This is a genomic window from Hymenobacter nivis, from assembly GCF_006439025.1.
Taxonomy (GTDB): Bacteria; Bacteroidota; Bacteroidia; order Cytophagales; family Hymenobacteraceae; genus Hymenobacter; species Hymenobacter nivis_A.
In genome coordinates this window covers 232,282-245,273 of the sequence record NZ_RCYZ01000003.1, presented here as the reverse complement: position 1 = coordinate 245,273, position 12,992 = coordinate 232,282, and the positions used below count along the sequence as shown (strand labels likewise).

Here is a 12,992-nt window from a genome sequence, read left to right as displayed (position 1 = left end):
GCATGGGGCCCCGGGCCCTGTTTTACGGAATATTGCAGATATTGCATGCCGCGTTGGCGGTGCCCGTTCGTGCCCCGCGCTGCTTATTATTTCTTCTGATGATTCAACTTGCTGAACCCTCGGCCGCCTCGGCCACCGATACCCAGCGCCCCCCGCGCCACTACGTGCCCGAAGATTTTCAGGTAACGGACTGGGCGGCGCTGGAGCCCTATTTCCAGGAGCTGGCGGCCCGCCCCGTGGCTTCGGCTGAGGAGCTAGAACGCTGGCTGCTCGACCGCTCGGAGCTGGAAGCCGTGCTGAGCGAAGACCTCGCCTGGCGCTACATCCGCATGACGTGCGCCACCCAGGATACCGCCCGCTCCGAAGCGTTCCAGTACTTCGTGAACGAGATTGAGCCCAGCGTGGCCCCCTACGACCACGCCCTGAACGAGAAGATGCTGGCCTCGCCCTACCTCGACGGGCTCGACCAGGCGCGCTACGGCGTGTTTCTGCGCTCGGTGCGCCGGGCGTCGGAAATCTACCGGGCCGACAACATCCCGCTGAAAACCGAAATCAGCACCAAGCAGCAGCAGTATGCCGCTACCGCCGGGGCCATGACCGTGACGCTCGACGGCGAGGAACTGACCCTGCCCCAGGCCGCCGACCGCCTCAAGAGCCCCGACCGCGCCGTGCGCGAAACCGCTTGGCGCGCCGTGCAGCAGCGCCGCCTGCTCGACGCCAAAAGCCTCGACGCGCTATTCACGGAGCTGGTGGGCCTGCGCCACCAGGTGGCCCTGAACGCTGATTTTGAGAACTTTCGCGACTATATGTTTGCCGCGCTGGGCCGGTTCGACTACACGGCGCAGGACTGCTTCAACTTTCACCGCGCCATCCGCGAAACGGTGGTGCCCCTGATTGACGACCTTGACCTGGCCCGCCGCCAGGACCTGAACCAGCCCGCCCTGCGCCCCTGGGACCTCGACGTGGACCCCAGCGGCCAGCCGCCGCTGCGCCCCTTCGCCACCGGCGCCGAGCTGTTGGAGAAGACCATTACCGTATTTCAGGCCCTTGACCCGTACCTGGGCGACTGCCTGCGCACCATGCGCCAAATGGGCCAGCTCGACCTGGAAAGCCGCAAGGGCAAGGCCCCCGGCGGCTACAACTACCCGCTGGATGAAACCGGCGTGCCGTTCATTTTCATGAACGCCACCAGCAGTTTGCGCGACGTGGTGACGATGCTGCACGAGGGCGGCCACGCCGTGCACAGCTTCCTCACGCGCCACTTGGCGCTGGGCGCCGACAAGCACCCGCCGTCCGAAGTGGCTGAGCTGGCTTCGATGAGCATGGAGCTGATCAGCATGGACCACTGGGACGTGTTTTTTGAGAACCCTGAAGACCTGCGCCGGGCCAAGAAAACGCACCTTGAGAGCGTGCTCGAAACCTTCCCCTGGGTGGCCACCATCGACAAGTTTCAGCACTGGGTGTACGAGCACCCGCAGCACACCGAAACCGAGCGCCACCACCGCTGGACGGAAATCTTCGACGAGTTTAACCAGCGCACCGTGGATTGGCGCGGGCTGGAGGGCATCAAGCCCTACCTGTGGCAGAAGCAGCTGCACCTCTACGAAGTGCCGTTCTACTACATCGAGTACGCCATGGCGCAGCTCGGGGCCATTGCCGTGTGGCGTCACTACCGCCAGAACCCCGCCGAGGGCCTGGCTGCCTACAAGCGGGCCCTGGCTCTGGGCTACACCGCGCCCATCGGCCAGATTTACGCCGCTGCCGGGATTCGCTTCGACTTCAGCACCGACTACCTGCGCACGCTGACCGACTTCGTGCGCGAAGAGATGGCCGCGCTGTAAACGCAATAGGGCCCCAACGCAACGAGCCGCCCGGAATACTCCGGGCGGCTCGTTGCGTTGGGGCCCCACGGGGCCAAGCTATTTAGTGGCGGTCATAGCGGTCGTAACGATCATGTCTGTCGTGGTGGTCGTGCCGACCGTGGCGGTCGTAGCCGTAGCCATAACCGCGACGCGGTTCGCGCACCACGCAAGAAGATAAACCAAGAGTACTGAGCACAACCAGGGGCAGCAACCGCCGCAATACGAAATTTAACATGGCGCAGGGAATTGATAAGATGGATGGAAAAAATAGCAACAACTTGTGATTGCATTGCCAACCATCATGCCAAACTGGTACCCGTCCCTACCACCGCCGCATCACTACGGCCAAGGCCCTAAAAACACGCTACCGGGCCGCCTCGATGCAGGTAATGGTCACGGACTTGCCCGCCATGCAGGTCGTCATCACGCCCGCCAGGGGCGTGTAGGCGATGGTGACGCGCTGGCCATCGGCAGCCGCAAAGCCTTGCCACGCGGGCCCCGCCGGCAGCAGGCGCGTACCATCGGCTAGCTCCAGTACTTTGCCGCAGCCGTCGAGGCCGCTGAGGTCGCGCACGGTGGCGGGCGTGCCGCAGGCCGCGGCACTGGGGCCCCGGTGGCAGGCCGTGCCCGCCGCGGCTACGGCAAGCAGCGCGGCGGTACGTAATGATTTGAAGGAAAAGGACATATATCAGGTGGTGAAGCACAAATTAGGCCGTTATGCTTCGCTGCGCGCTGCATAACGGCCTAATTTTCTGATTTAGGAATAAGCTTGCTCTACTGCGGGGCCGCCAGCTCGAAGATGGGCAGCGGCTGCGGCACCGGGTACTTGCCGCCAAAGTGGGCCACGTCGGCCTGGTGCAGGGCCAGGTAGGCGTTGTACTGCTTGGCGGCGCGGTCGTACTGAATGCGGAAGCTGGCCACGCCGGCGTCGAGTTGCTGGATGCCTTCCACGAAGTTGCGGGCGTTTTCGGTGGGGGCCCCACCGGCGGGCGCGGCCACGGGGTAGAGGGCGTGCAGCAGCGAGTCCTGGGCGGCGTCGTAGGCGTCGATTTGGGCCGAGGGCAAGTTGGTTTGGGTGTAGCGGCGGGCCTTGAGGCGGCTGTTGGCGGCAGCCAGGGCCCCCAGCTGCGTGGGGTTGGAGCCGGGCTGCTGCTGCAACTCGCGGAGCAGCAGGCGGGTGATGCCGATTTTCTGGTCGTCGCTGGCCACCATGGCCTGCCACTTGGCGTCGGCCGAGTCGCGCAGCACCGTCAGCTGCGACTGCACGGCAGTGGCCGAGGCGGGGTCGGCGGCGGTGCGGGCGGTGCTGCCGTCGCGCTTGCACGAGGCGGCGCAGGCCACCACGATTAACAGGGCCCCCAAAACGGATTTAATGGAAAAAGCGGAGCGAAGCGGGCGCGGCATAACAGCGGGCAAGTGAAGTAGAAAATGACAACGGCAAAGGTAACCGCGTAGTGTGGTGTCGGGCCCCCGGGGCCCCGCGCCAAACGCCCCGGGGGCCCCGGCCGTACCTTTGGGGCCGGGCCGCCACCGGCCCGTTTCCCGCTCCCCGCCCATGTCCGACCTCACCCCGCTCCACGCCCTCGGCGAATTTGGCCTCATCCGCCGCCTCCAGCAAAAAATTACCCTGCGCCAGCCCGGCACCGTGCTCGGCATCGGCGACGACGCCGCCATCCTGGCCCCCACCGCCGGGCAGGAAGTGGTGATGACCACCGACCTGCTGGTGGAAGGCGTGCACTTCGACCTCTCGTTCTGCCCCCTCAAGCACCTGGGCTACAAGGCCGTGGCCGTAAACGTGTCCGACATTGCCGCCATGAACGCCCTGCCCACCCAGCTCGTGCTAGGCTTGGCCGTGCCCTCGCGCTTCTCGGTGGAGGCCATCGAGGAGCTGTACGAAGGCGTGCGCCTGGCCTGCGAGGCCTACAACGTGGACCTGGTGGGCGGCGACACCACCAGCACCCGCACCGGCCTCACGCTGGCCATCACGGTGCTGGGCGAGGCCCCCGCCGGCCAGGCGGTGCGCCGCTCGGGCGGCAAGCCCACCGATTTGCTCTGCGTGAGCGGCGACCTCGGCGGGGCCTACCTGGGCCTGCAAGTGCTGGAGCGCGAGAAGCAAGTGTTTCTGGCCGACCTCGAGGCCCAGCCCGAACTCGACAACTACGAGTACGTGGTGCAGCGCCAGCTCCGCCCCGAGGCCCGCCTCGACGTGGTGCACGAGCTGCGCGAGCTGGGCCTGACGCCCACCAGCATGATCGACGTGTCCGACGGCCTGGCCTCGGAGGTGATGCACCTGTGCGCCGCCAGCGGCACCGGGGCCCGCGTGTTCACCGACAACATTCCGGTGGCCAACCCCACGCTCGAAGCCGCCGCCGAGTTCAACCTCGACCCGCTCACCTGCGCCCTCAACGGCGGCGAGGACTACGAGCTCCTTTTCACCCTGCCCGTCACGGCCTACGAAAAAATCAAAAACCACCCCGACATCACCATCATCGGCCACCTCACCGACAAGGACGACGCCGTAAACCTCGTCACCAAAGCCGGCCAAGCCGTGCCCCTGCAAGCCCAAGGCTGGAAAGCATTTTAGGTAGAGGTAATTAATTCGCCAATCCTGTCATCCTGAACGCAGTGAAGGATCTGAGGACAGCGAAACGACGCGCAGTAATTATTCACTGCAAGCCGTTCGGCTGTCCTCAGATCCTTCACTGCGTTCAGGATGACAGAGAGGGGAATTAATCCTCCGGGTAGGGCACGAACACGAATTTCGTGAACTCCTCATCCAGCACAAACAAGCAGCAAAACTCGTCGGCGTTCTTGTAATTCTCCTCGAAGCTGTCAACGCCATCGGCGCCGATAATGCCTTGCTGGATAAATAATTCGACGTAGCTGGCGTACACGTGCCACTGCAGGTTCAGCTCGTCGGCGTTCACCAGTAGGCTGCCCAGCGGCACCTCCTGCTTGGCAAACACGAAGATGGGGTATTTGCTGATGTCGCGCTTGCGAATCTGGTACGACGCCTCCTTCAGCGTATCGGATACGGTCGCAAAATCCTTGGTGATGGTGCCCAGGTATTTGCCGTTCAGTTCAGGGTCGTTGAAGTAATCCATTGTTTTGATCGAAATTATATTGCTCAATTGCCTGAACTAATTGAATGCCTCTTTTCTCGTTTAAACCAAAGAAGAAAGGCACTCTGCCTTTACTGGTGCCTTCGTGCTTAATGTTGAAATAAATAGCCTGATCTGTAATTAGCGCAATTAGGTTTTGATTAATAAAACCTAATCTGTTGTCTATTACCGCTGTCACAGTAGTATCCTCATTCATTAAGAGTGACCAATTGAGGTGATCTATTGCGAAAAGCAGCGCCTGTTTGTTATGCGCAGCTGAGTATTCTGTTTGTATTTCCGACAAGTTGTTTTCTTGGTGTAAAGAATAAATTCCTTGAAAAACAGTGCAGGAAAATAGAAAGAAGAAGGCAAATGAAACGATGCTTCCGTTTTTAGAGAATAAGAATAAGCCGCTTATTAAAAGGGGTAATACGTATGGAATGAGGCCAAACACGTCGGCAAACCAATCACGTTTTACAATCAGTTTTCGATTAAAAATGGATTGATGCCAAATGTCCTCGTCCATAAACGAATTACTTCAACTCTAGCAGCACCACATTCTCTACGTGGTGGGTGTGGGGGAACATGTCCACGGGTTGCACGCGGGTGACGCGGTAGGCGGGGTCGAGCAGTTCTAGGTCGCGGGCCTGGGTGCCTGGGTTGCAGCTGATGTAGACGATGCGCGGGGTGCGCAGCTCCAGCAGGCGCTGCACCACGTCGGGGTGCATGCCGGCGCGGGGCGGGTCGGTGATGATGAGGTCGGGGCGGCCGTGGGTTTCGGTGAAGGCGGCGGTGAGGATGTCCTTCATGTCGCCGGCGTAGAACTCCGTGTTCGTGATGCCGTTGATTTCGGCGTTCACGTGGGCGTCGGCCACGGCCTGCTCCACGTACTCCACGCCGATGACCTTGCGGGCCTTTTTGGCCACGAAGCTGGCGATGGTGCCGGCCCCGGTGTAGAGGTCGTACACCAGCTCGGTGCCCTGCAAATCGGCGAAGTCGCGGGCCACTTTATACAGCTGGTGGGCCCCGGCGGAGTTGGTTTGGTAGAACGACTTGGGGCCGATGCGGAAGCGCAGGCCTTCCATGTCCTCCTCGATGTAGGGCTTGCCGCGGTAGCACACCACCTCCAGGTCGTGGAAGGTTTCGTTGCCCTTGCTGTTCAGCACGTAGTTGAGCGACGTGATTTCGGGGAACTTGGCCAGCACGGCGTCCAGCAGCGGCTCGATGGCGTCGTGGGCGTGGTAGCACTGCAAAATCACCATCGTTTCGCCGGTGCTCTGGGCCGTGCGCACGATGAGGTTGCGCAGCAAGCCGGTTTGGCGCACCAGGTTGTTGAACGGCAGGCCGTGCTGGTGGGCGTAGTCGCGGATGAAGAGGCGGATTTCGTTGCTCGGCTCGGGCTGCAACCAGCAGTGCTCCACGTCGATGATCTTGTCGAACCGGGCCGGGGTGTGGAAGCCCACCACCTCGCGGTTGTAGGTGCGCGAATCGTCGTTGATCTGCTCGGTGGTCAGCCAGCCGTTGTCGCTGAACGTGAATTCGAGCTTGTTGCGGTAGTAGGTGCGGGCCGGCGAGGGCAGAATCTGGGCGATTTCGGGCAGCTCGACCTTGCCGATGCGGCTGAGCTGGTCTTCCACCTGCTGCTGCTTGTAGCGCAGCTGGGCGTCGTAGCTCAAGTGCTGCCACTTGCAGCCGCCGCAGGTGCCGAAGTGCTGGCAAAAGGGCTCCACGCGCAGCTCGGAGTACTGGTAGAACTTCGTGGGCACGGCCTCCAGGAAGTTCTTTTTGGCCTTCGTCACGCGCAGGTCCACCACGTCGCCGGGGGCCACTTGGCTTACGAAAATCACCAGGTTTTCGAGGCGTACCAGGCACTTGCCCTCGGCCACCATGTCCTGGATTTTGACGTTGCGCAGCAGCTCGGCGGGGATATTTTTGAATTTGCTCATAAGGAGCCGCAAAAATAACCCCCGGAATGTCCGAACCGCGAATTGTGCACATTTAACGAATGAAAACGGATGGTGCTGGGCACTGCTGGGGGCCCCAAAACTTATCGGTTAGGGCCCCCAGCACCTGTTGCGTTTTCTCAGCCCGGGGCCCTATTTCACCACTTCTACCCAGCCTTTGGTGGTGCTGCCGTCGGCCAGCTTGAAGAGGTAGTAGTACTTGCCCGGGGCTACGTCGGGGGCGTCGCCCCAGGTGTTTTGGTAGTTGGTGGCGGCGTACACCTCGCGGCCCCAGCGGTTGAAGATGGTGAGCGAGTTGCCGGGGTAGAGGGCCACGTTGTCAATCACGAGGCGGTCGTTGCGGTTGTCGCCGTTCGGGGTGATGATGTTGTAGAATGCCAGCGGGTTAGCGAAGCTCACCAGGGCCTCGTTGGAATTGGAGAGCAGCGGCGTGTCGTTGGTGCTGAAGGCGATTACCCGGAAATACTGGGCAAAGCCGGCGCCGTCGCTGCTCGTATCCAGGGCCCCGTTGGGCACCGTGTACGTGAGCGTGGTGGCCGGCACGGTGGCCAGCAGCGCCGCCGGGGCCCCATCGAGGCGGCGATAGACGCGGTAGCCGCTCACCGCGAAGCCGACGTAGGGGTTCCAGTTCAAGGACACGCTGCCCTGGCTGAAGCCGCCCGCGCCGGCCGTGGCGGTGGCCTGCAGGCGCACGGTTTGGGCCACGGCGGTGGTCAGCACCGTGCCGCAGCCATTGGCGAGGGAGAGCTGGTACTCGTAGGAATTAGCGCCGGCGTCTACCGCGTTGGCGTCGGTGTAGGTGGTGGCGGTGGGGGCCACGGTGCCCACCACGGCGAAGGCCCCGGTGCCCGCCACGCGGCGTAGTACCTGCACCTGGTTGGGCGTGTTTTGGCCGTTGGGTACGCTGAAGGTGAGGATGATGCGGGCGTTGCTAGTCGCGTCCACCGAGGCCGTGGTGAGGCTGATGGTGGGCTGGTCGAGCAGGATATTCAGGCTGGAAACCGCCGTGCCCGTGCAGCCGAAGGCCGAGGTTTCCACCACGCTCAGCGAGCGGCTGGGGGCCCCGGAGGCGAAGCGCACCGTGACCTGGGCCGTGCCCTGCCCGCCGGTAAGGGTGCCGCCCACCACCGCCCACTGGTAGGTGGAAGTGGCGCTGGCCCCCGCCACCGCGTAGGTGCCCGTGAATTCCTGCGACGGGTCGCAGACGAAGGCCGGCCCGGTGATGGTGCGCTGGGGCGGCAGTGGGTTCACGGTAATCAGCACCGAATCGCGCCCGGCGCAGCCCTGGGGCGAGGTACCCGTCACCCGGAACTTTACCACGATGGGGGCCCCGGTGGTGTTAATGGCGGTGTACACGGGCCGGGCTGCGGTGGCGCTGCTCAGGCCCGCGGTCGGCGTCCAGGCGTAGGTGAAGCCGGTTTGGGCGGGGGCCCCCAGCGTCACGGGTTGGCCGGCGCACACGGTGGCGGCCGTGCCCGCGCGCACCACCGGCACGGGGCTGACGGTAACGGCCACCGTGCCGCTGGCCGTGCAGCCGGTGACCAGCGTAGCCGTGAGGGTGTAGGTGACGGTGAGGGCCCCGGCCGTGGCGTTGGTCAGCGTCACGGTGGGGTTGGCGCTGGCCGGGTTGCTGAGGCCCGTGGCGGGACTCCAACTATACGTGACGCCCTGCACCGCCGGGGCCCCCAGCTGCCCCGTGCCGCCCGAGCAAATGGCCACCGCCGCGCCCGGCACCACGGTGGGCAGCGGCAGCACGGTTACCGTTGCTTGGACGGTGCCGACGCACCCGCTGGGGTTGGCCGCGCCCGTAATGGTGTAAGTCGTGGTTTGGGTAGGAGCCACCACGAAGGGCCCCGGGCCGGTTTGGGTAGTGCCGCCGCCGGTGAGGATGTAGGGCCCCCCGCCGCTCACGCTCAGCGTAGTAGCGGCGCCTTGGCAGACGCTGAGCGGGCCCACCACGGCCAGCACCGGGGCCGCCAGAATGGCCACCGGCAGGCTGGTTGAATCGGTGAGGCAGCCGTAGGTCGATACGCCCCGGGCCACCAGCGTGCCGGTGCCGGCGGGGCCCCACAGCACCTGCACCGTGGGGCCCGTGGCGTTGCCTACCACGGTGCCGCCCGTGGCACGCCAGCGGTAGGTGGCCGTGGCGCCGTTGGCGGTGTAGGCGTGGGCGGTTTGGGTGCAAGCGGTGGCATCGCCGGCAATGGCCGTGGGGCCCGCGGCCCGCGTCACGGTGATGCGCAGCACGTCGGCCACGGTTTTGCCGCCGCAGGCCACGTCGCGTACGGTCAGGGCCACGTCGTAGGGCGTGGCGCGGGCTTCGCCGCAGGCCGAATTGTACACGAACGTGCCCGCCACAGTGCCGCGGCCGGTGGCCGTGGCCGTGCCCGTGAGGCCGCCCGCTGCCACTGTGCCCGGGCTGCCGTTGAAGGTGGCACTAAAGCCGCCCGCCCCGTCGAGCAGGGCGCTGTTGGCGGTGAGCACCAAGGGATTACCGGCCGGCTGGGTGGCCGTGATGGGAATGGTCAGCGCCTGGCCTTCCTCGATGGTGTAGGCGCGGGGCAGCGTGACGGCCGGGGCAAGGGCCGGGGCTTGCGTGGCCGGGCACAGGGCCACCACCAGCTGCAAGTCGCGCCGCGTGGTGCCAATGAGCACCTCCCGCCCGTTGATGGTACGGTACTCGGCCACGTCCACGGCCACCACGTACTTGCCCTGGTTGGCGGCCCCGTAGCGGGCCACGCCGGTGTTGGCGTTCAGCAGCGCGAAATTGCCGGGGCCCCTGCCGAAGGGGTTGGCCAGCGAGTAGCCGGCGTTGTAGCTAATGGCCAGCGGCAGGGGCGGAAACTGCCGGGGTAGGTTCGAGCCCGAGCTGGCAAACTGCCCATAAGGCGAGCCGAAGGTGTACACCAGCCGGTCGCCGTCGGCGTCCACGGCGTTGTTGAGGCTGATGGTCGTATCGTTCTGGCACACCACGGCCACGGCCGTGTCGGAAAACACCGGCGCGTGGTTGGGCAGCAGGGCTGGGGCCATGCTCGTGTACAGGGTCAGGGGCTGGTTGTTGCTGCTGGCGTTCAGGTTGGTCACGTCCACGTTGCGGGCGCTGCGCGTAAACACCGCGTAGTAGCCGTCAAACGACACCGGCAGGTTCACCACGCCCACAAATTTCTGGAGGCGAAACGGCTGCTGGGGCCCCGTTACGGTGCAGCCCGTGGCCGTGGGCGGCAGCAGCACCTGCGAGAGCGAGGTGGAGGCGATGCTCATCAGCCCGGGCGTGCCGCCCTGCGCCGCGATGCGCGGGTAGTTCGTGGCGGTGAGCACAATCTGGGCCCCGGTGGTGCGGTTGTAGATGCCGACGATGGCCTCGTTGTTGGGCTGGGCCGCCCCCGGCAGCGAGTTGTTGTAGATGGTCACCGTCAGCTCGTAGCGGAACGGGGCCGCGGCCGGCCCGTTGGCGTCGAGGTAGCGGTAGCTCATTTCGCCGCCCAGCAAATGGGTGGCCCGCGCCGGCCCGGCCAGGCCCAGCACCAATAAAACCAGCAGGGCCCCCAGGCCCCAAAACCGCCGAAGTAGAATTGTTAGCATATTGAAAAACAGAAGCAGCAAGCAGGAAAAGAAGCCTCAGCCCGGTGGGGCGCCGAGCCCCACCAGCTGGGCACGACGGCCTAAATTATGGACCAGCCGCCTACTCGCGCACCACGCGGCGCACGGCCACCTGGCCCTGGGGGTCGCGCAGGCGCAGCAGGTACAGGCCGGCGGCCAGGGGCCCCAGGTCGAGGGTGGCGTCGGTGCCGGGGGCCAGGCGGACGGCGGTGGTGAGTAGGGTGGCCCCCAGCAGGTTCTGTACTTCTACGGCGTAGGGCCCGGGGGCCCCGGCGCCGGCCAAGTGCAGGCGCAGGCGGCCGTCGGCGGTGGGGTTGGGCGCCACCGTGAGGCCGGGCAGGGCCGCCGTGGCCGCCGTGGCGGTAGGGGTGGCCGGCTGAACGAGCAGGGTGTAGTCCTCCACTTCGCCGTTGGCGATGTCAGCGGCGCAGGGGTCGGGAGCCCGGGTGGTCTGGTCGGTTTCTATGCGCAGGCGGGTGCTGCCCAGGCGGGCGGTGGCGGGCAGTGTGAAGGTGCCCGCATAGGTGTTGCCGCTCGCGGTGGTGCTGAACAGTAGCTCGTTATCCGCAAATATCCCGTCCTGGTTGAAGTCGGCCCAGGCCACCGTGCGGTGCGTGGCGACGCTGCTGACGCCCACCGTGAGGGTGGCGGTGGTGCCCGCGGCCAGCGTAATGGTTTTGGCCACGTAGCTGCCGTAGCCGCCGGGCTCCAGCCCGCTGGCGTTGCTGAAGCCGCCCGGCGCGGCGCTCACGTTGGTGATCCAGAGGGGGCTGCTGGTGCCCGCCCCGAAGCCCGTGCCGTTTGAGGCGCAGTAACTTAGGCAGGGCACGCTGATGACGAAGCCCGCCCGCGAGGTGCTGCTCGTGCCATTGGCGCTGGTGGCGGTGAGGGCCACCGTGTAGGTGCCGGCGGCAAACTGGTGCGTTGGGTTTTGCTGGGTGCTGGTGGTGCCGTCGCCAAAATCCCAGCGCCAGGCCGTGGGCGCGTTGGTGGTCTGGTCGGTGAACTGCACGGGGTTCACGCAGCCCCCGCTCACGTAGGTCGAGGCGAAGGCGGCCACCGGCGGGTTGAGGTTGGCCGCCGGCACCACGCTGTAGTCCTCCACCTGGCCGTTGGTGGGGGCCTTGCAGGGCTGCGGGTCGCTGCCCACGTAGTCGGCCACCAGGCGCAGGCGCAACGGCTGGCCCAGCGGCGCGGTGGCGGGCAGCTTCAGCGAAAACGTGGGGCTGGCCGTGTTCAGGGCCTGTCCCACCAGCTCGGAGGCCGCAAAGGCGCCGTCGTTGTTCAGGTCGAGGTAAACGCGGGTGTCGTGGGGCAGGGTGCCGCCCGTGGTCACTTGCAGCGTGTAGGTTGTGCCCACGGTTAGGGTGGCGCGCTGGGCGCAGCTAAAGTCCTGGTAGCCCGCGCTGCCGTCGGCCGAGGCATTGTCGAGGGCCCCCAGGCGCACGCGCACCACGCCGTAGAGGCAGCAGTAGGCGGTGGTGGCCGGCGCGCAGGTGGCGGCGGGCGCGGTGCCGGGGTAGGTAATGGTGGTGGCCGCGCTGATGGCGTTGCCGTTGCCGTTGGCCACCGTGAGCTGCACCCGGTAGGTGCCCGCGGCGGCGTAGCAGTGGCTGGGGTTTTGGGCGGTGCTGGCGGTGCCGTCGCCAAAGCTCCACACCCACGAGGTGGGCAGGCCCTGGCTGGCATCGGCGAACTGCACGCAGCCCGAGCAGGTGGTAGTGCCGTTGGTGGTGAAGGCCGCCACCGGCGGCCCGGTGCTGGCGGCCAGCGTCACGGCGTAGTCCTCGTCCTGCGAGAACTGGGGCGTGGAGCACGGCGTGGGCACGGGGCTGTTGGTGTAATCGGCGGCGATGCGCAGGCGCAACGGCACCCCGGTGCGGGCCGTGGCGGGCGGGGCAAAGGTGGCGGCGTGCAGGCCCCCGGCCGTGCCCGTGCCGGTGGCCGGGGTGGCGGCCATAATCACCTCCGTCACGGGGTCGAACGCGCCGTCGTTGTTGTAGTCAATCCAGGCCAGCACCGTCTCGTTGTTGTTGAGGCTGGTGCGCACGGCGAGGGTGTAGTTCTGGCCCACTGTGAGCGTGGTGGCCGTGGTGGTACCGGGCGCGCGGCAGCTGTAGTCCTGGTAGCCGTCGGCTTGCCCCAGGGTGGTGTTGTTGATGCTGCCCAGCGTCACGTTGAGGATGCCCATGTTGAAGGCCGTGACTGCGCCGGTTGCCGCGCCGGCCGGGCCCGGGGTGCAGGCGGCCGCCGCCGGGCAGGTTTGAGCGCGGGCCGCCGGGGCCCCCAGCGCCGCCAGCACAGCGGCCGCCAGCAACGATTTCCAAAGGCGTACACCGTGGCGCATAAGCAGGGAGCGAAGGGTAGATTTTTTCCGTGGTTAAATGTAAGAATGAAACCAGGGCCCCCGCGTAAGAGTCGGCCAATGAGCATTTTTCGTCGCCGGGTTTCCGGCCCGTGCGGGC

Annotated in this window: 10 protein-coding genes; 2 read left to right on the top strand and 8 right to left on the bottom strand. The window is 65.6% G+C overall.

Going from position 1 to position 12,992, the window contains the following annotated elements; translation table 11 throughout:
* Positions 1 to 98: 98 nt before the first annotated feature.
* Positions 99 to 1,841, top strand: coding sequence for a M3 family oligoendopeptidase (locus EAH73_RS08885; RefSeq protein ID WP_140466139.1), 1,743 nt, complete (start codon positions 99 to 101; stop codon positions 1,839 to 1,841).
* A gap of 82 nt (positions 1,842 to 1,923) precedes the next feature.
* On the opposite strand, the gene EAH73_RS23025 is transcribed toward EAH73_RS08885, so the two are convergent.
* From EAH73_RS23025 to EAH73_RS08875, 3 genes are all read right to left on the bottom strand, one after another.
* Positions 1,924 to 2,097: a hypothetical protein gene (locus EAH73_RS23025; RefSeq protein WP_161599489.1), complete on the bottom strand. Its 174-nt coding sequence runs from the start codon at positions 2,095 to 2,097 to the stop codon at positions 1,924 to 1,926.
* 129 nt (positions 2,098 to 2,226) lie between these two features.
* Positions 2,227 to 2,547, bottom strand: a complete 321-nt coding sequence (locus EAH73_RS08880) for a hypothetical protein (protein ID WP_140466138.1) — start codon at positions 2,545 to 2,547, stop codon at positions 2,227 to 2,229.
* Between the two features lie 89 nt (positions 2,548 to 2,636).
* A complete protein-coding gene (locus EAH73_RS08875) occupies positions 2,637 to 3,266 on the bottom strand; it encodes a hypothetical protein (protein ID WP_140466137.1) in 630 nt (209 codons plus the stop codon).
* Positions 3,267 to 3,417: 151 nt separating this feature from the next.
* Here EAH73_RS08875 and thiL point away from each other — a divergent pair, with 151 nt between their 5' ends.
* Positions 3,418 to 4,446: a thiamine-phosphate kinase gene (gene thiL, locus EAH73_RS08870; RefSeq protein ID WP_140466136.1), complete on the top strand. Its 1,029-nt coding sequence runs from the start codon at positions 3,418 to 3,420 to the stop codon at positions 4,444 to 4,446.
* 145 nt (positions 4,447 to 4,591) lie between these two features.
* Here the strand turns inward: thiL and EAH73_RS08865 are convergent, their stop codons facing one another.
* From EAH73_RS08865 to EAH73_RS23970, 5 genes are all read right to left on the bottom strand, one after another.
* A complete protein-coding gene (locus tag EAH73_RS08865; RefSeq protein WP_140466135.1) occupies positions 4,592 to 4,966 on the bottom strand; it encodes a hypothetical protein in 375 nt (124 codons plus the stop codon).
* Positions 4,944 to 5,489, bottom strand: a complete 546-nt coding sequence (locus tag EAH73_RS08860; RefSeq protein WP_140466134.1) for a hypothetical protein — start codon at positions 5,487 to 5,489, stop codon at positions 4,944 to 4,946. Before EAH73_RS08860 ends, EAH73_RS08865 begins: the two co-directional genes overlap by 23 nt.
* Before the next feature lie 7 nt (positions 5,490 to 5,496).
* Positions 5,497 to 6,909, bottom strand: a complete 1,413-nt coding sequence (gene rlmD / locus EAH73_RS08855) for a 23S rRNA (uracil(1939)-C(5))-methyltransferase RlmD (RefSeq protein ID WP_140466133.1) — start codon at positions 6,907 to 6,909, stop codon at positions 5,497 to 5,499.
* 150 nt (positions 6,910 to 7,059) lie between these two features.
* The gene (locus EAH73_RS08850; RefSeq protein WP_140466132.1) at positions 7,060 to 10,509 is read right to left on the bottom strand and encodes a gliding motility-associated C-terminal domain-containing protein; all 3,450 of its coding nucleotides are present in this window, start codon (positions 10,507 to 10,509) and stop codon (positions 7,060 to 7,062) included.
* Positions 10,510 to 10,609: 100 nt separating this feature from the next.
* Positions 10,610 to 12,874 carry a GEVED domain-containing protein gene (locus tag EAH73_RS23970; RefSeq protein WP_140466131.1) on the bottom strand — a complete coding sequence of 755 codons (2,265 nt, stop codon included), beginning with the start codon at positions 12,872 to 12,874 and terminating at the stop codon, positions 10,610 to 10,612.
* Positions 12,875 to 12,992: the final 118 nt, after the last annotated feature.

Excerpts from the sequence above, each read along its gene's own strand:
- EAH73_RS08850 (WP_140466132.1), bottom strand. The coding sequence starts at position 10,509 with ATGCTAACAATTCTACTTCGGCGGTTTTGGGGCCTGGGGGCCCTGCTG.
- thiL (WP_140466136.1), top strand. The coding sequence starts at position 3,418 with ATGTCCGACCTCACCCCGCTCCACGCCCTCGGCGAATTTGGCCTCATC.
- EAH73_RS08865 (WP_140466135.1), bottom strand. The coding sequence starts at position 4,966 with ATGGATTACTTCAACGACCCTGAACTGAACGGCAAATACCTGGGCACC.
- EAH73_RS08875 (WP_140466137.1), bottom strand. The coding sequence starts at position 3,266 with ATGCCGCGCCCGCTTCGCTCCGCTTTTTCCATTAAATCCGTTTTGGGG.
- EAH73_RS23025 (WP_161599489.1), bottom strand. The coding sequence starts at position 2,097 with ATGTTAAATTTCGTATTGCGGCGGTTGCTGCCCCTGGTTGTGCTCAGT.
- EAH73_RS23970 (WP_140466131.1), bottom strand. The coding sequence starts at position 12,874 with ATGCGCCACGGTGTACGCCTTTGGAAATCGTTGCTGGCGGCCGCTGTG.
- EAH73_RS08880 (WP_140466138.1), bottom strand. The coding sequence starts at position 2,547 with ATGTCCTTTTCCTTCAAATCATTACGTACCGCCGCGCTGCTTGCCGTA.
- EAH73_RS08885 (WP_140466139.1), top strand. The coding sequence starts at position 99 with ATGATTCAACTTGCTGAACCCTCGGCCGCCTCGGCCACCGATACCCAG.
- rlmD (WP_140466133.1), bottom strand. The coding sequence starts at position 6,909 with ATGAGCAAATTCAAAAATATCCCCGCCGAGCTGCTGCGCAACGTCAAA.
- EAH73_RS08860 (WP_140466134.1), bottom strand. The coding sequence starts at position 5,489 with ATGGACGAGGACATTTGGCATCAATCCATTTTTAATCGAAAACTGATT.